General features: G+C 36.4%; 17 protein-coding genes. 9 read left to right on the top strand and 8 right to left on the bottom strand.

Annotation, left to right across the window (positions count from 1 at the left end; genetic code table 11):
- The first annotated feature begins 105 nt into the window (after positions 1 to 105).
- The 3 genes from rlmD (at position 106) to DCE79_RS15880 (ending at position 3,099) form a co-directional block, all read left to right on the top strand.
- A complete protein-coding gene (gene rlmD / locus DCE79_RS15870) occupies positions 106 to 1,467 on the top strand; it encodes a 23S rRNA (uracil(1939)-C(5))-methyltransferase RlmD (protein ID WP_108714517.1) in 1,362 nt (453 codons plus the stop codon).
- 240 nt (positions 1,468 to 1,707) lie between these two features.
- Positions 1,708 to 2,763 carry a 2,3-butanediol dehydrogenase gene (locus tag DCE79_RS15875; RefSeq protein ID WP_108713948.1) on the top strand — a complete coding sequence of 352 codons (1,056 nt, stop codon included), beginning with the start codon at positions 1,708 to 1,710 and terminating at the stop codon, positions 2,761 to 2,763.
- Positions 2,764 to 2,862: 99 nt separating this feature from the next.
- Positions 2,863 to 3,099 carry a carboxypeptidase gene (locus tag DCE79_RS15880; RefSeq protein ID WP_108713949.1) on the top strand — a complete coding sequence of 79 codons (237 nt, stop codon included), beginning with the start codon at positions 2,863 to 2,865 and terminating at the stop codon, positions 3,097 to 3,099.
- Positions 3,100 to 3,118: 19 nt separating this feature from the next.
- Here DCE79_RS15880 and DCE79_RS15885 read toward each other — a convergent pair whose 3' ends face one another.
- On the bottom strand, positions 3,119 to 4,279 hold the full coding sequence (locus DCE79_RS15885) for an MFS transporter (protein ID WP_108713950.1): 1,161 nt from the start codon (positions 4,277 to 4,279) through the stop codon (positions 3,119 to 3,121).
- A 456-nt stretch (positions 4,280 to 4,735) separates the two neighbouring features.
- Between DCE79_RS15885 and DCE79_RS15890 the strand changes: the two genes are divergently transcribed.
- Positions 4,736 to 4,924, top strand: a complete 189-nt coding sequence (locus tag DCE79_RS15890) for an SE1561 family protein (RefSeq protein ID WP_108713951.1) — start codon at positions 4,736 to 4,738, stop codon at positions 4,922 to 4,924.
- A gap of 258 nt (positions 4,925 to 5,182) precedes the next feature.
- The gene (locus DCE79_RS15895) at positions 5,183 to 6,721 is read left to right on the top strand and encodes a fumarate hydratase (RefSeq protein WP_108713952.1); all 1,539 of its coding nucleotides are present in this window, start codon (positions 5,183 to 5,185) and stop codon (positions 6,719 to 6,721) included.
- Positions 6,722 to 7,334: 613 nt separating this feature from the next.
- On the opposite strand, the gene DCE79_RS15905 is transcribed toward DCE79_RS15895, so the two are convergent.
- Positions 7,335 to 8,717, bottom strand: a complete 1,383-nt coding sequence (locus tag DCE79_RS15905) for an L-cystine transporter (protein WP_108713954.1) — start codon at positions 8,715 to 8,717, stop codon at positions 7,335 to 7,337.
- A 210-nt stretch (positions 8,718 to 8,927) separates the two neighbouring features.
- Here DCE79_RS15905 and DCE79_RS15910 point away from each other — a divergent pair, with 210 nt between their 5' ends.
- A complete protein-coding gene (locus DCE79_RS15910) occupies positions 8,928 to 10,832 on the top strand; it encodes a heavy metal translocating P-type ATPase (RefSeq protein ID WP_108713955.1) in 1,905 nt (634 codons plus the stop codon).
- Positions 10,833 to 10,902: 70 nt separating this feature from the next.
- Here the strand turns inward: DCE79_RS15910 and DCE79_RS15915 are convergent, their stop codons facing one another.
- Both DCE79_RS15915 and DCE79_RS15920 read right to left on the bottom strand, forming a co-directional pair.
- Positions 10,903 to 11,838, bottom strand: a complete 936-nt coding sequence (locus DCE79_RS15915) for a YihY/virulence factor BrkB family protein (protein WP_108713956.1) — start codon at positions 11,836 to 11,838, stop codon at positions 10,903 to 10,905.
- A 24-nt stretch (positions 11,839 to 11,862) separates the two neighbouring features.
- A complete protein-coding gene (locus DCE79_RS15920; RefSeq protein ID WP_108713957.1) occupies positions 11,863 to 12,192 on the bottom strand; it encodes a YtxH domain-containing protein in 330 nt (109 codons plus the stop codon).
- Positions 12,193 to 12,430: 238 nt separating this feature from the next.
- On the opposite strand from DCE79_RS15920, the gene DCE79_RS15925 reads away from it, so the two are divergent.
- The gene (locus DCE79_RS15925; protein WP_108713958.1) at positions 12,431 to 12,652 is read left to right on the top strand and encodes a DUF1128 domain-containing protein; all 222 of its coding nucleotides are present in this window, start codon (positions 12,431 to 12,433) and stop codon (positions 12,650 to 12,652) included.
- A gap of 77 nt (positions 12,653 to 12,729) precedes the next feature.
- On the opposite strand, the gene DCE79_RS15930 is transcribed toward DCE79_RS15925, so the two are convergent.
- The 4 genes from DCE79_RS15930 to motA form a co-directional block, all read right to left on the bottom strand.
- Entirely contained in the window at positions 12,730 to 13,638 is a 909-nt protein-coding gene (locus DCE79_RS15930) for a pseudouridine-5'-phosphate glycosidase (RefSeq protein WP_108713959.1), read from the bottom strand.
- A complete protein-coding gene (locus DCE79_RS15935) occupies positions 13,635 to 14,726 on the bottom strand; it encodes a carbohydrate kinase (protein ID WP_108713960.1) in 1,092 nt (363 codons plus the stop codon). The genes DCE79_RS15930 and DCE79_RS15935 overlap by 4 nt, the downstream gene beginning before the upstream one ends.
- A 180-nt stretch (positions 14,727 to 14,906) precedes the next feature.
- Positions 14,907 to 15,671 carry a flagellar motor protein MotB gene (gene motB / locus DCE79_RS15940; RefSeq protein ID WP_108713961.1) on the bottom strand — a complete coding sequence of 255 codons (765 nt, stop codon included), beginning with the start codon at positions 15,669 to 15,671 and terminating at the stop codon, positions 14,907 to 14,909.
- Complete coding sequence (gene motA / locus DCE79_RS15945) at positions 15,655 to 16,455, bottom strand: flagellar motor stator protein MotA (RefSeq protein ID WP_108713962.1); 801 nt, start codon at positions 16,453 to 16,455, stop codon at positions 15,655 to 15,657. The genes motB and motA overlap by 17 nt, the downstream gene beginning before the upstream one ends.
- 196 nt (positions 16,456 to 16,651) lie before the next feature.
- Here motA and DCE79_RS15950 point away from each other — a divergent pair, with 196 nt between their 5' ends.
- Positions 16,652 to 17,887 (top strand): aminopeptidase, encoded by a 1,236-nt coding sequence (locus DCE79_RS15950; protein WP_108713963.1) that lies wholly within the window; start codon positions 16,652 to 16,654, stop codon positions 17,885 to 17,887.
- Between the two features lie 139 nt (positions 17,888 to 18,026).
- Entirely contained in the window at positions 18,027 to 18,227 is a 201-nt protein-coding gene (locus DCE79_RS15955) for a hypothetical protein (RefSeq protein WP_108713964.1), read from the top strand.
- The last annotated feature ends 198 nt before the right edge of the window (positions 18,228 to 18,425 follow it).

Genomic DNA, 18,425 nt, shown 5'->3' on the forward strand with positions numbered 1-18,425 from the left:
CGTTTGTCCGTTATAATGAAAGGATAAAGAAAAACTTAGCAACTCGCACTAATCTTTAGTGTGAGTTTTGTATTTAAAGGACGTGTAAACTTGAGTGATGTAATAATGGAAGTCGGGCAAAAGTTCCCGTTAACGATAAAGCGCCTTGGGATTAACGGTGAGGGCGTTGGATTTTATAAGCGCAATGTCGTTTTCGTAAAAGGAGCCATTCCTGGAGAAGAAGTAACCGTTAAATTAACAAAAGTAGAGAATAAATTCGCAGAAGCTGAAATTTTAAACATTCGTAAAGCAAGCGAATTTCGTCAAGAGGCACCTTGCCAAGTATATGCAGAATGTGGTGGTTGCCAATTACAACATATGACGTATGAAGCACAGCTCATCAATAAACGTGACATTGTCGTGCAAGCTTTTGAAAAGTATGCAAAAGATATTGCCGCAACTGCTGAAATTCGTCCAACAATAGGCATGGACAATCCTTGGAACTATCGCAACAAATCACAATTCCAAGTACGTAAAGAAGGCAAACGTGTATATGCTGGCCTTTTTGCTGAAGGTACAAATGAATTATTAAACATTAATGACTGCTTAGTGCAGCACCCACTTACATCAAAAATCACAGTGGGTACGCGTAAAGTATTACAAAAATTAAATATTACCATTTATGATGGAAAAAACTTAAACGGCTTAGTACGTACAATTGTCGTTCGTACAGGGGTCAATTCTGGTGAAACACAAGTTTGTCTTGTCACAACACGCAATGAATTACCACATAAAGCTGAATTAATCGAGCGTATTAAAAAAATCGACCCATCTATCGTTTCAATTACACAAAACGTGAACCGTGATAAAACTTCATTAATTTTCGGTGATGAAACATTCGTATTAGATGGTAAAGAAGCGATTCATGAAAAATTAGGCGAGTTTGCATTTGATTTATCAACACGTGCATTCTTCCAATTAAATCCTGAGCAAACGATTCATTTATATGATGAAATTAAAAAAGCTGCCGCGCTTACTGGGAAAGAAGAAGTTGTCGACGCTTATTGTGGTGTTGGGACAATTGGTATGTGGCTAGCTGATGGTGCACGTGAAGTTCGAGGCATGGATAATGTTGATGAGGCAATTGCCGATGCGAAGTATAATGCACGTAATAATGCCAACTTACAACATGTTCGTTTCTTCCCAGGCTCAGCAGATAAATGGTTATTCCGTTGGTCAAAAGAAGATTACCGCCCCGATGTTATTTGCGTAGATCCACCGCGTACTGGCTTAGAGCCTGGTTTCATTAGAACGGTATTAAAAATTAAGCCAAAACGTTTCGTATATACTTCTTGTAACCCATCGACTTTAGCTCGTGACTTACAAGATTTATCAAAAGCATACAAAGTTGAATACATTCAACCTGTAGATATGTTCCCACAAACAGCTCAAATTGAGTGTGTTGTGAAGTTAACGCTTAAAAAATAATTATTGTTGCATCTTCATTGTATGAATTTTTATTCATCAATGAGGGTGTTTTTTTATAAATATCAACTTTGCATAAAGTCGAGATAAGCTTAAAGTGCAATAAATTGCAACCATTCTGAAAAGAATTCTTAAAATCATTACTGTATATTTAACATTATCTCCAAAAAATAATTTACTTTCTTATTATAAAATGGAAATAACTACTACACTGTAGTTAATACTTAATTTGGAGTGATTTTAATGAAAGCAGCACGTTGGTATAAAGCAAAAGATATTCGAGTAGAACAAATCGAAGAACCACAAGTAACAGCTGGTCGTGTAAAAATTGAAGTGGCATGGACAGGTATTTGTGGTAGCGATCTACATGAATATATTGCTGGACCAATCTTCGTACCAGTAGATGCACCACATCCAGTGAGTAAAGATATTGCCCCTATAGTTATGGGTCATGAGTTTTCAGGTACAGTAGTAGAAATTGGTGAAGGTGTTTCTTCTGTAAAAGTAGGAGATCAAGTCGTTGTTGAGCCGATTTTAGCTTGCGGTGAATGCGCTGCATGTAAAAAAGGAAAGTATAATATTTGTAAGCATTTAGGATTCCACGGTTTATCTGGTGGTGGTGGTGGATTCTCTGAATTTACAGTAGTTGATGAGCGTTGGGTTCACAAAATGCCAGAAAGTCTATCATTAGAACAAGGCGCATTAGTAGAGCCAGCAGCCGTTGCTTTACATGCTGTACGTATGAGTAAATTAAAAGCTGGTGACAAAGCGGTTGTATTCGGTGTAGGCCCAATTGGATTATTAGTAATCGAAGCATTAAAGGTTGCCGGTGCTTCTGAAATTTATGCAGTTGAATTATCAAAAGAGCGCGGTGCAAAAGCATTAGAACTTGGCGCGACAGCTATTATTAACCCTGCACAAGAAGCAGATGTTGTCGGTAAAATTCAACAATTAACAAATGGTGGTGCGGACGTAGCATTCGAAGTTACTGGTGTACCCGTTGTATTAAAACAAGCAATCGATTCTACTTCATTTGAAGGTGAAACGATTATCGTTTCGATTTGGGAAAAAGAAGCTTCGATTCAGCCAAACAATATCGTGTTATCAGAGCGTAGCGTAAAAGGAATTATCGCATACCGTGATATTTTCCCTGCAGTTATGCACTTAATGACACAAGGTTACTTCCCTGCTGACAAGCTTGTTACTAAACGCATTACATTAGATGAAGTTGTAACAGAAGGCTTCGAAACATTAGTAAATGACAAAAACCAAATTAAAATCTTAGTTGCTTCTAAATAAGATTTCAAAAGCTTGCGAATCCAAATCGATTCGTAAGCTTTTTTCATTTCCAATTGGTACTAATTTTCATGTATGATAGAAAGGCTAGGAGGCATAAACATGAAAAACTTTCTTTTTGTAGCAGTTACTTTTATCATTTGTTATTTCGGGCTTTCATGGTTAGGTGGATTAATTTTTGCGAGTGAAACTGACAGTTCAACAACTTCAGTGAGTTCGTTACAAGCAGCCGTTACATTCGGTGGTGTGAACTACTTAAACGTATTCATATACATAATTTTATCAATGATTGTAACCACAATCGTATTCTTTTCAGCAAAAAGCAGACGTTCAAACTAAATTGAACATCTGCTTTTTCTTACGCTATTAATTTTCTATTTTTTCCACTTAACAGGACAATGAGTCCGACAGCTAGTAGCATCAGTGAAACTAAAACTAAGAAGCCATTGTCAGGAAATACATCTAAATACAATCCACCTAAAAGCGGGCCACTTAAACTACCTAAACTAAAGAAAATTCCACACAGTAAATTTCCAGTTGGTAGTAGTTGTTTTGGCGTTAAATCCGCCATATATGTAATTCCTAACGAGAACATCGAACCTACGCACATACCTCCGATTAAGAAAATGACCGCAACAAGTATTTGGGAGTACTCAAGCAGATTCCCTATGAAGAAAAATACACTGCCCAAAATGAGGCCTCCGGTAATGACTTTTCGCCGTCCGATTTTATCACCTAGCGTTCCAAGTGGAAACTGCATCGCAATCGCACCTACAGAAAATGCCGCCAAAATGACCGACACAAACTCTAGATCAAACGATTTACGTAAAGCATATACAGGAAATAATGCATTTAAGGAAGATTCTAAAAATCCGTAAACAAACGGTGGTAAAAATGCGACCCATCCGTATTTGATTGCCAATTTATAACGTGTAAAGCCCGTTTCATTGGCATCACCTACTAGTGCTTCTGGTTTTTCATTTTTCACAAAAAACACAAGCGACCATGCGACTAAACAAAGCGCTGAAGAAACAATGAATGGCAAGCTTTCAGATATTTTTATTAGCTGTACAAATAACGGGCCAACAGCAAAGCCTAAACCAAACGAGATGCCGTAAATCGACATGCTTCTACCTAGCTTATGCGCGGGCGTTGCTGATGTAATCCATGTTTGTGTTGCAAAATGGAGTGCGTGGTCACCAATCCCGATTAACATACGTAACACAAACCAAAACATGACACTTTTCCATAATGGAAATAAAAATAGTGAAACAAATACTACCGCCCCACCAAGTATAATAATCGGCTTATAACCATACTTACGCAGTGGCTGCTCAATAAATGGTGAGATGAGTAATGTCCCAATATAAAGTCCAGTTGCATTCATGCCATTTAATATAGAGGATACACCATCTCTTTCAAAAATAACGGAAATGAGTGGTAACAGCATCCCTTGTGAAAAACCTGATATCGATACGATAATAACTAAAATTAAAAATCTTCGTTGATTGTAACTCATCATCTATCTCCTTTAATTCATAAGTTACATCGTATCATAGCAAATCTATAGTTTGTTAAATATTTTGCATATTTAAAAGCCCTAGCCAACTTTATCTCTAAAAGTTAACTAGGGCTTTAAATTTCACTTAATTCCATTAAAATTTGCATAAACTAACATCCCGGCAGATTTGCCGAAAAACGTTTAAACTTCCTCCTTTTCGTGAGTTTATCTACACATTGTTTTTCCGACCATCTCCTTAAATTTAATGTAAACTAAATTTATCACATTCCATCAATTTTGTAAATATTCTAAATATAAAGAAATATAAAATAATTATTAAGTTCTATATATTTCCCTTCTTTTTATAATCGAAATAATAAGATCTAATCCATTTGGTCCGTAAGTTGTCGATTAACTTTTTAAAAAGAACATAGTATAATAAACGTATGCAAGCCAAAAGGAGAATCGCTTATAATGAATCCCATTACAAACAAAGAACAACAAGTGACTTATTTAAAAGAACGCTTAGAAATCTTCCTTCAGGTTTTAGATGCTATCGATCCAGAAACAACTGAACTAGAAGATATCGATCGTTTAATTCAAATGATGGACGATTTAGAAGAAAAAATGGATCAATTCCAAGCTCGCGAAGAAAACAAATAATATCCAAAAGCATTGCTCGATTAGGAGCATTGCTTTTTTTATTATTACTACTTTTGTGCTTTTGATTTCTTTTTATAGGTTTTTCGTTTTTGTTACTTGTAAGCGCTCTTTTTTTTCTACATTAAAAGAGTTATAATGTAAGATGATTTTACAAAGATACATTTTACGCCCAATAGCGGGAAATGATGTCCTTACTTATGTCGATAAATACCTTATCGATGCAAAAATAACTATATTTTTTCTGGGGGGAAAAATAAGATGGCATACTTAGAAACTTTAGAAAAAAGTCTTTATAACTTAATTACAGAGACTTCTACAAACTTACCAAAAGATGTTCGTCGTGCGATTAAAGCCGCGAAGCAATCCGAAAACGCTGGTACTCGTGCAGCAATGACATTAGGCACAATTACAACAAATATCGTCATGGCGGAAGATAATGTATCTCCAATCTGTCAAGATACTGGTCTACCAACATTTAAAGTATATACTCCAGTTGGCGTAAACCAGATCGAAATTAAAAAAGCAATCCAAACTGCAATCGCTGCAGCTACTGGTGATGCGAAATTACGTCCAAACTCAGTTGATTCATTAACTGGTAAAAACTCTGGCAACAACATCGGTGCTGGTTTACCGGTCGTGAAGTTTGAACAATGGGAAAACGACTACATCACAATTAAGCTAATCCTTAAAGGTGGCGGCTGTGAAAACAAAAATATCCAATACTCACTTCCTGCAGAACTTGAAGGTTTAGGCCGCGCTGGTCGTGACTTAGACGGTATCCGTAAATGTATCTTACACTCTGTATGGCAAGCACAAGGTCAAGGCTGTTCAGCTGGTTTCATCGGTGTAGGTATCGGTGGCGACCGCTCTTCTGGATATGATCTTGCAAAAGAACAATTATTCCGTCATGTAGAAGATGTAAACCCTATCGAAGACTTAGCTAAATTAGAACAATACGTTGTTGAAACTGCTAATACATTCGGTATTGGTACAATGGGCTTCGGTGGTGAAGCTACATTACTAGGCTGTAAAATCGGTGTAATGGACCGCTTACCTGCATCATTCTTCGTATCTGTAGCGTACAATTGTTGGGCTTACCGTCGTATGGCAATTGATATCAATCCAGAAAACGGTGAAATCATCAAATGGCACTACCAAGAAGGTGAAAAAATCACTTTCCGTAACGAAGAAAAACAAGACAACTCTAAAAACAAGGTTGTTGAATTAGTTGCACCAATTACAGAAGAAAAAATTCGTTCACTTAACGTAGGTGACGTAGTTAAAATTTCTGGTCGTATGTATACTGGTCGTGACGCAATTCATCATCACTTAATCGGTGAAGGCGTTGAAGCTCCAGTAGACTTAGATGGTCAAATTATTTACCACTGTGGTCCAGTAATGGCGAAAGACGAAGCAGGCAACTGGGTTGTTAAAGCTGCTGGTCCAACAACTTCAATTCGTGAAGAACCGTACCAAGGCGACATCATGAAAAAATTTGGTATCCGCGCGGTTATGGGTAAAGGCGGTATGGGACCAAAAACACTGAAAGCTTTAGGCGAACACGGTGGTGTTTACTTAAACGCTATCGGTGGTGCGGCTCAATACTACGCTGACTGCATTAAATCAGTAGACGGTGTAGACTTAATCGAATTCGGTATTCCTGAAGCAATGTGGCACTTAACTGTTGAAGACTTCACAGCTGTTGTAACAATGGACTCTCACGGGAACTCTTTACACGCTGATGTAGAAAAATCTTCATTAGAAAAATTAGCTTCTCACGCTGAACGCGTATACTAATTTTCACTTAATAAAAGCGACTCACTCCAATTAACTTGGAATGAGTCGCTTTTTTATGCTTCTGCAATTTCTTATTGCTGCTCTTTTCGGATGGTTGCTTGCGGCCTTCCCAATACAAGACCCAATTGATTGTTAGTTTCACTTTATTATTGCGCATCATTTTTCCAATTGTTATGATGAAAAAAAGGAGAGATTGCATGATATATTTTTTGAAGATTGTTATTAATGCTCTATTAATCGGATTTCAAATTCATGTTAGTACAAAATATCAATACATACGGAGCTTTTTAATCGCACTCATTTATACCGTTTATGTCCTTTGCGTAGCACCTTATGTTACTTTCCTATACGTCTATTGGTTTATTTGTCTAATGTTATGGCTATTTGCCGTCGCAAGTTATAGCATGCGTCATAAATTGACATATGAAACGAACAAAAGCGGTAAAGCGCCCGTTCAGCCCCGACAAGCTTTGGAGGACCCGACAAGAAAGTAAATGCTCCACCACTTTCGTAGGAGGGTTCGAAAAGCTCCGCATTTATAATTTCCTTAACAATAAAAAAAGCAGCACAAACGAAATTACTCGTTGTGCTGCTTCTATTTTTCTATTAATTATTATTGAACTAAAGGTGCTTTATCCGCTGGTTGGTTATAAATTTCTGTATCCAACTCATGAGTTGCGCGACTTGCTACAACACCAGAAACCATAGATCCACTTACATTAAGTGCTGTACGACCCATGTCGATTAACGGCTCTACTGAAATTAAAATACCTGCTAATGCAATTGGTAAGTCCATTGCTGATAATACGATGATTGCTGCGAAAGTCGCACCACCACCAACACCAGCTACGCCAAATGAACTGATTGCTACGATTAAAATTAATGTGGCAATGAAGCCTGGTGATAATGGGTTAATCCCTACAGTTGGTGCAATCATAACCGCTAACATAGCAGGATATATACCCGCACATCCATTTTGACCGATTGATAAACCAAACGAACCTGCAAAGTTTGCGATACCATCTGGCACACCTAAACGTTTTGTTTGTGTTTGAATATTAAGTGGTAAAGCACCCGCACTAGAACGAGATGTGAACGCGAATAGTAATACTTCCGCCACTTTTTTCACATATGTTAATGGGCTTAAACCAGTTAATGCAACGATTACTAAATGAATTAAGAACATGACAATTAATGCTACATATGAAGCAATGACAAATTCACCTAAGTCTAATATGGCACCTAAGTCAGATGTTGCAACAGTACGAGCCATAATTGCTAACACACCATATGGAGTTAAACGTAAAATGATACGTACAACGCCCATAATTAAACCGTATAGCGCATCGATTCCTTTTTTCACGTTTGTTGCTGTTTCTTCCTCTTTACGACGAAGTGTTAAAAAGCTAAATCCAAGGAATGCTGCGAAAATAACAACACCAATTGTTGATGTTGCACGTGCACCTGTTAAATCAGAAAATGGGTTTGCTGGGAACATTTCTAAAATTTGATCAGGTAAAGTTGTTACTGTGGCAGATTTTTCTACCATTGCTTCACCACGTGCAATTTCATTATCACCTTGCATAATTTGAGTTGCATCTAAATCAAATACAAGTGCAGATGTAATACCTAAACTAGCTGCTACAGCTGTAGTACCGATTAATACAGCTAAAATAATTGCTGCCGATTTACCAAAGTTTTTACCAATCGTTACTTTAGTGAATGCAGCTAGAATTGAGATAAATACTAATGGCATTGAAATCATTTGTAATAATTTCACGTAACCTGAACCAACAATGTTATACCAAGGTACAGTTTCAATCAGATTATCTGATTCAACCCCGTAGATTAATTGTAAAACTATGCCTAGTAAAACCCCTAAACCTAACGCAATAAACACGCGGTTAGAAAATTTAACATGCTTAGTTTTTAAGAAATATAAAAACGCAATAAGTAATGCCAATACAACGACATTAAGTAGCACTATGAAATTCAAAGTTAACTCCTCCAATAATTTAAATTGTATATCCTATATTAACCTATAATTCTTATTAGTCAAGTAGGGATTAAGATTTTTATTGATTTCTTGTTATTTACAAAATCATCAACCTAGATTATAATAATTATAAATTAGAAATTGTTATAAAATAAATGAAATTCATTATCAGTTGAATTAACAATGATATTCATTATCAAGGAGGTACTTATGAGTAAATCTAATCGAGAAAACTTATCATTAAATGAGAAAATAAAAGAACATAAAGAATTAATAGCAGCACTTGTTTCAGGCATAATTATCCTGCTAGCGTGGCGCATGGAATCTACAGGTCTAATGACATCCGCGATTATCGCCTACCTTTCCGCCTTTATTATCGGTGGCTATGCGAAAGCAAAGGAAGGCATACTCGATACATTTAAAAATAAATCATTAAATGTAGAAATTCTAATGATCTTAGCAGCAGTAGGTTCAGCAATTATCGGTTATTGGACTGAAGGTGCGGTCTTAATCTTTATATTTGCACTTAGTGGCGCACTTGAAACCTATGCTATGAATAAAAGTCACCGTGAAATCTCTTCATTAATGGAATTACAGCCCGAAGAAGCCTGGTTAATACGCGGGGGATTTGAACCTATTAAAGTTAATGTAAATGATTTAAAAATAGATGATCACATTTTAGTGAAACCTGGCGAACGTATTCCAGCTGATGGTGTGATTTTCAAAGGAATTTCTACAGTAGACGAAGCGGCTATCACTGGTGAATCCATGCCTGTCACAAAAAATAGCGGCGATGAAGTATTTGCAGGAACAGTGAATTTAAATGGTGTTTTAACTATTAATGTTACAAAACCTAGCTCTGAGACATTGTTCCAAAAAATCATTACACTTGTTCAATCGGCACAAAGTGAAAAATCGCCTTCTCAACAATTTATCGAACGCTTTGAAGGTGCCTATGTAAAAGGTGTTTTACTTTTCGTTGCCCTCATGTTATTCCTTCCGCACTATTTACTTGGATGGGATTGGACGACTACATTTTATCGTGCCATGGTACTTCTTGTTGTTGCTTCACCTTGTGCACTTGTTGCTGCGATTATGCCAGCAACCCTTTCTACGATTTCGAATGGTGCAAGAAACGGGATTTTAGTAAAAGGTGGCATGCATTTAGAACATTTAAGTATCCTTCGAGTGTTAGCTGTCGATAAAACAGGAACATTAACACAAGGTACTCCGGTTGTAACAGATTTTATCGTTCGCGATGGATTAAACAAGGATGAAACTTTAGCGGTTATTGCTGGGATTGAAGCACAATCAAATCACCCCCTAGCACAAGCCATTACACACTATGCAAAAGAACAAAATAATGTGTACCCAAGAAACATCTTAATAGAAGATATTCCAGGATACGGTTTGAAAGCTAACGTTAATGAACAACAGTATATAGTTGGTAAACCTGATTTTGTTGGAAAAGAAAATGCTGATATATTTGCAAATGGTGCTCTAAAAAAACTTGCGAATGAAGGAAAAACCGTTATCTTTTTAAAAGACAATGAAGGAATTGCTGCACTTGTTGCGATGAAAGATGTTGTACGTGAAGAAGCAAAAAAAGCGGTAGCTGAACTAAAACAACTTGGCATCGATGTTACGATGTTAACAGGTGACAATGAGACAACTGCTAAAGCCATTGCCAAAGAAGCTGGTGTGACAAACTATGTAGCTGAATGTCTTCCTGAAACAAAAGTAACACATATTGAAGCTTATAAAACTACTTATGAACATGTTGGTATGGTTGGAGATGGGATTAATGACGCTCCTGCACTTGCCACTGCATCTGTTGGAATTGCAATGGGTGGCGGGACAGATGTAGCTCTTGAAACAGCGGATGTCGTATTAATGAAAAATGATCTTTCTAAAATTGCATACGCCATAAAGCTTTCTCGAAAAATGCAGCGTATTGTAAAGCAAAATGTCATCTTTTCATTATCGGTTATCGCCTTATTAATTATCTCAAATTTCTTCCAAGCGATTAGCCTACCATTTGGTGTCATCGGTCATGAAGGAAGTACGATTTTAGTCATTTTAAACGGGTTACGTATGTTAAGTAAAAATGTATAAAGTGAAAGCTTATATTGGCATTTCATAAGAGATAACAAAAAGCCGCTCCTAAAGAAGCGGCTTTTTCGTATTAAAATACAGGTGATTTCCGTGATTTATTACTCTTTTTGGCAAGTTGCCATTTTTGGAAGCTTGCATTTAAGAGCCCTCCAAATATTAATATCATGCCTGTAAAATACAGCCATAACATTAATATAATGACACCCCCGATACTTCCGTAGGTCGCACTGTAATTTCCGAAGTTATTAATATAAAATGAGAACCCGTACGTTAGCGCTAGCCATCCGACCATCGCAAAAGAAGCCCCAGGGAATACACTAATAATCGTTAGACGTGGATCTGTATTCGGGACGATCCAGTACATCACCGTTAATACAATTAATATAAGTACTGGTGGTATAATCCAACGAACAGAAGTCCAAATTATTTCAAACGATTTCTCTACACCGATATAACTAAATATGACATTGCCTATTTGATGACCAAAGATGGGCAATACAAGCGCAATTAAAATAACCGCGACTAAAGAAATTGTAAAAATTAAAGACCAAATCCGATTTAAAATGCCTGCTTTCCTTTCAACATCATATGCACGATTTAACGCTTTCATCAATGCGTCCACGCCTTTAGAAGCTGACCAAATTGTCCCTAAAATACCGATAGAAAGTAAGCCACCATTTTGCTTATTTAACACGTCTGTCAGTGTACCCTCTATCAAGCCATACACTTCTTCTGGCATAATATCACTCATGAAATCGAATATTTGCCCTTGCTCTAAATTTAAATACGGTAACAATGTCACCATAAAAATAAGCATTGGGAAAAAGGATAGTAAAAAGAAATAAGCCAGCTGTGCACCCATTCCTGACATGTCTACAGTTTTCGTGCGATGGATTAAATCTTGAATAAATCCTTTCGTCGTTAACATATTAATCGATGAGGGATCGGGTGCTATATAAGATTTAATTAGTGCCAGTTTTTCACTTTTCACTTGTTTTTTATTCATATAGCCACCACCTTTATGAGGTTATTAGCCGATGGAATCATCCTTTTTCGAAAAGGCCTCAACTGTTTCAGACACTAAACTTTGAATGGTACTTGGTAATGACTTAATATCATTACCATTTTGCATAAGTGCTTGTACATTGTCATTAACTTTTCCATATATACCTTGTGCCTGCTCTACTTTGGATTCAACTAGAGCCAATAACTCATCTCGGTTTTCAGCATAATAACTTACTGTATCTTTTGCTTTTTTCGTTGTTTCTACAGTATGCTCACGTGTTTGTTTGTCCAACATACTTATCGCTGCTCCAACAATCGCCCCAATTGCAATAAAAGGTAGTAATTTACTTTTCATTATAATCTCTCCTCCTGTACTAGTTTTATATTCCCATAAAAAATTGCGATAAAACTAAATCTAATTTCATTTTAGCTAATCTTCCATCTTTTTGAAAGTAGATGAACTAATCAATTACACTTCAGCGAAACTTTCGTCTTAATTTCCCTTTGTAGTTGTTGAAAGAAGTTAAGGTATTGACAAGAACTTACCGACATGAAATGATATTTCCGTATACTTTGAAAGGTAGGTTAAAAAAATGGACTTATCCACTCCATCACTAGAAAATGTGATTTATATGATTGAGCAAATTAAAGAAAAGCTTCGTATGGTAAATGGTGATGCAATGCAAGCTGATGCATTTAATGGCGATAAATATGAAGATCTACAATATTTATATGAAATGGTTATGAAACGTGATTCATTCAGTCCCAGCGAAATGAATGCAATTGTTGCTGAGTTAGGAACACTACGTAAATAATGGAAAAGGAAGTTCACCGTTTAAATAAATCAGTGAACTTCCTTTTTTATTCGCTATTATTCCCTAGGAAATAACAATTATTTTTGTAATTCTACAGCGATTTTAGCACCTACACGAGCATTGTTTTTAACAAGTGCGATGTTCGCTACTAATGATTTACCTTCTGTTAGTTCTTTCACTTTACCTAATAAGAATGGAGTTACATTTTTACCTGCAACGCCTTGTTCTGCTGCTTCTTTTAAAGCACTTTCGATAATGCCATTAATGAAGCTTGCTTCCATTGAATCTTCAACAGGAATTGGATTTGCTACTAACGCACCTCCGCGTAACCCTAAATCCCATTTAGCACGTAAAATAGCTGCAGTTTCTTCTGGAGAGTCAGCACGGAAATTTACGTTAAAATCACTTTCACGTGTATAGAATGCTGGTAATGAGTCTGTACCATAACCGATTACTGGAACACCTTTTGTTTCTAAGTATTCTAAAGTTAAACCGATATCTAAAATTGATTTTGCACCAGCACATATTACTGCTACGTTTGTCATCGATAATTCTTCTAAGTCAGCTGAAATGTCCATTGTTGTTTCAGCACCACGGTGAACCCCACCGATACCACCTGTTACGAATAACTCGATACCTGCTAATTCAGCACAAATCATTGTAGCAGCTACAGTCGTTGCACCAATTTTTTTTGTTGCTAATAAGTAGCCAAGGTCACGGCGGCTTGCTTTTGCTACACCTTGAGCGTTACCGAACATTTCTAATTCTTCATCTGATAAACCGATTTTGATTTGACCATCGATTAAAGCGATTGTTGCAGGAACAGCGCCGCCATCACGAATAATCTGTTCAACTTCACGAGCAGTTTGTACGTTTTGTGGGTACGGCATACCGTGTGAAATAATTGTAGATTCTAATGCTACGATTGGTAAGCCTTTCTCTTTTGCTTCTAATACCTCTTGTGAATATGATAAATATTGTTTCATTGTAAATTCCTCCAATTTGCTAAATTTTCTTTTGTTAAGTCTTCACGGACTGTTTTGTCTGACTGTAATGTTTTTGTTGCACTTACTAAAGCAAGCTGCACTGCTTCTTCTAGCTCTTCATTATTTAAAACACCATGTAAAAAGGCACTCACAAACGCATCTCCTGCACCTGTAACGTCAACAATATTATTCGTCAAGACAGCCTTAAAGTGAGTTACTTTACCTGCATGACCTACCATAACACCATGTTCTCCTAATGTTAGCAATGCGTACTTAGCACCTTTTTCTAATAAGGCTTTTACTGCTTTCTCATAGTGACCATACGTTTCAAGCTTTACATTCAAATAAGTTTCAGCTTCATCACGATTGCAGATCAAGTAATCGACACCGTGTAAATCCGATGGCATATTCATCATTTTCGGTGAAGATACAGGCACAATAACAAGTGGTACTTCACGCTGATATGCAAAGTCTTTTACGTATTGAACCGTTTCTGCTGAGCAGTTTAAATCAATAATTAAGCAGCTGGCATTTTGCAAAATTACTTCATGCTTTTTTAGAATCATTGGTGACAATTTACTGTAAATGGACATATTCGCCATCGCCACTACCAGTTCACCATGATCATCAAGTACAGCTGTATACGAACCCGTTGTATTACCTTTTAACTTTTCAACTAAATCAAAATTCATATAAGCCTTGCTTGATTGTTCAATTAATCGCCCGTCATGATCATCACCAAGTGTTGTAATTAATGAAATACGGTTTCCTAAGCGTCCTAAGTTTTCGGCTATATTTCGAGCCACGCCTCCTACACTTTCAGATACTTTTGCAGGATTCGATGTACCTAATTGTACATTTCCTTCAATTGAAAATTTCCGATCGACGTTTGCACCACCAATTGTGATAATCTGATTTTTCTCTGGTAATACATATGCACGTCCCAAAATTTCACCACGCTTTATTAATGCAGAAATGATATTGGCAAGTGCAGGTCTAGACATTCCTAGCTGCTCTGCCATTTCTTGCTGCGATAAAAATGGATTTTCCTTAATCAATTTGAAGACTAATTTTTCTTTTTCATTCAATAGTCTCACCTCGAATCAAACATTTGTTTTAAATTATAAACTTTTGTTTTGGATAAGTCAAAAGTAATTTGAAAATCATGGTAAGTGGAAATGAAATATTCGAACTCAAATAGAAGTATGTCCTTTCGAAATAGAAAAGGGCTTCATAAAAAGTATAAAACTTTTTATGAAGCCCTTTAATTATTCTGTAATTACTTTTCCATCTTCACTAATACGAGGTTGTACAAGTACTTCAACTCGACGGTTCTTTGCACGACCTTCTTCAGTATCATTTGAAGCAATCGGGCTAAATTCACCATAACCTTTTACACTAAAGTATTTAGAATCTAATTCGGCGTTACTTCCAATGACCTCTTTCATAAAGTTCACGGCACGCATTACAGATAAATCCCAGTTTGAATCAAAATCTTTTGTTTTAATTGGTACATTATCTGAATGACCTGTAATTACAATATTACGAGGTGGATCAAACATTAAAAGCTGAGATAATTCATCTGCAATCGACTTATACTCTGACTTTACATTTGCTTCCCCCATATTAAATAACACACTATCACGAATGGTAATTAATAAACCTTCATCCGTCATTTTCGTTTCAAATTGCTTTTCAAGCTCATTTACTGCAATAAATTCGTCCACACGATTTTGTGCTTGCTGTAATGCTTGTTGGTCTTGCATATACTTTGAAGCCCCTGATTGCACATTCGTTTCTGAACCGTTTGGTGTTTGAATAACAGCGGGGTTGTCCATAACTCCGGTACCACTAGTAAAGACTTCATTAAATACAGAAGACATTTTTTCTAATTTCGCTTGATCGACCGTACTCGAAGCAAACAATACGATGAATAGGGCTAATAATAACGTTAAAATATCCGCGTAAGGAACTAACCAAGATTCGTCAGTGTGTTCCTCATGCTTTTTATGTCTTTTATGCTTCTTTGCCAAGGCCACCCGCCCCGCTTTCCGTAATTTGCTTACGCTCTTCCATTGGTAAGTAAGAAGCTAATTTTTGCTCGATTACTCGAGGAGCTTCACCTTCAAGTACAGATAAAATCCCTTCAATCATCATTTGCTTTTGTTTTACTTCTACAGAAGATTTACGTTTAAGTTTGTTGGCGAATGGATGCCATAATACATAACCCGTGAAGATACCAAGTAATGTTGCTACAAAGGCTGCAGAAATTGCATGTCCTAGTTTATCGATATCAGACATATTTCCTAATGCTGCGATTAGACCAATTACCGCACCGAGTACCCCTAAAGTTGGGGCATATGTACCTGCTTGTGTAAATATACCAGCTCCACTTGTATGACGATCTTCCATTGCTTCAACTTCTTCCGTTAATACATCACGAATGTAGTCTGCATTTTGACCATCGATTGCAAGTGTCAAACCATTTTTTAAAAATGGATCTTCAATTTCTGAAGCTTTACTCTCAAGCGCTAATAAACCTTCACGACGAGCTAAATCCGCCCATTGTGAAAACATTTTTATTAAATCAATATCGCTTGCTAATTTTGTTTCTGTGAATAAAATTTTAAAAAGCTTTGGAACTCGTTTTAATTCCTTCATCGGGAATGCAATTGTTACTGCGGCAATCGTACCAAAGATAATGATTAGAATTGCGGCAGGGTTAGCTAATGCTGATAACGATACACCCTTTAAAACCATCCCGGTTAAAAGTGCAGCGAACGCAATAATTATCCCAACAACTGATGAAATATCCATATGTAGTACCTCCAATTACTCTGTCTTTTCTTATTTCGGTCTATTTAACTTTTTATTAACTTCCTATACACTAGTATAATGGCATTTATTTTTTTTTCGATGCATTATTGGATTTTTCTGTTCTTTTCACTAATTTTGATTATAATGTATCAAAAATGTCCATTTTTTTCAGACAATAATTGGAGGAATGATTCAAATGAACTTGAAATTTGAAAGAAATTTAACAAAATATGCCGAATTAGCAGTAAAAATCGGTGTAAATATCCAACCTAATCAATACTTATACATCGCTGCTTCAATCGAATCGGCACCATTTGTACAAATTGTTACAAAAATTGCATACGAAAGTGGTGCAAAAAATGTTTTTGTCGATTACACAGATGATCAAGTAACACGTACTCGCTATGAATTAGCTCCAGAAGATTCGTTTGATTTCTTCCCACCTTGGAAAATTCAAGAGCGTGAATGGCTAGCAGAGCAGGGTGCTGCATTTATGAGTATCGTCTCTCAAAGCCCTGATTTACTTTCTGGTATCGATTCTAATCGCATTGCAGCGTTCCAAAAAGCAGCTGGTACTGCATTGAATAAATACCGCCAATACGTACAATCAGATAAAATTAGTTGGACGGTTATCGCTGCACCATCTAAAAAGTGGGCTAATAAAGTATTCTCAAATCTTCCTGAAGAAGAACAAGTAACGGCACTTTGGGATGCTATCTTCAAAGCAACACGTTCTGATTTAGAAGATCCTGTACAGGCTTGGGCAGATCACAATAATAACTTACATGAAAAAGTAGATTATTTAAATGAAAAGAGCTATGCAAAACTTCATTACACTGCACCTGGTACAGATTTAACAATCGAATTACCAAAAGGACATTTATGGTGTGGTGCGGGCAGTGTCAATGAAAAAGGCGATGAATTCATGGCCAATATGCCAACTGAAGAAGTTTTCACTGTCCCGCATAAAGATGGTGTAAACGGGTATGTATCTAGTACCAAACCATTAAGCTATGGTGGTAACATTATCGACAATTTTAAAATTACATTTAAAAATGGTCGTATCGTGAATGTTGAAGCAGAGCAAGGTGAAGATGTATTAAAAAAATTAGTGGCAACTGATGAAGGCTCTCATTATTTAGGTGAAGTAGCACTTGTACCATTCCATTCACCTATTTCACAATCAAATATTTTATTCTACAATACATTATTCGATGAAAATGCATCTAACCATTTAGCAATTGGTAGTGCATATGCATTTTGCTTAGAAGGTGGCAAAACGATGTCACGTGAAGAGCTTTTAGCGAATGGCTTAAACCAAAGTATTACACATGTTGACTTTATGATTGGTTCGGATGAAATGAATATTGACGGTATTACAGATGATGAAAAATCAGAACCTGTATTCCTTAAAGGAAACTGGGCGTTCTAAATCAATCATCAGATTTCAATTTGTCGCCATATTTTCCAATCTTTCTTCCTTTTTTACACAAATTGCCCTACAATGTTCCAAAATGATAGGTTATAATTGTTTAATGATTCTTATTACTTAATAGAGAGGAGTTATTACAATGTTTGATCACCATCATCCATTTGCGTCTGATTACTACACATTAGTTTTCGGATTCTCAATCGTAATTCTTGTATGTTTAGCAATGTTCATACACTATTTACGCGCGGGTTTACATTCTCATGATTCTGTTGTAATTGATTCAAAAGCAGCGGCGTTCGCGCCAAACGAAAAATCAAAAGATGGACACCATCATCACTAATTTTTCACAACCGCTAAAATTTAGCGGTTGTTTTTTTGTCTCTTAATAATCTGTTTAGTTTAAACTTTCCATTAGCAGGAGATGCCCCTGCTAACTGAAGTTCACATTATGCTTGTTTGAATCATTAGTTCTCCTTATTTTCATAGTGATTTCATTTAAATATGCTAATTAGTTTGAATTCTCTAAGTAATATTCTAA

This window comes from Lysinibacillus sp. 2017, from assembly GCF_003073375.1.
GTDB lineage: Bacteria > Bacillota > Bacilli > Bacillales_A > Planococcaceae > Solibacillus.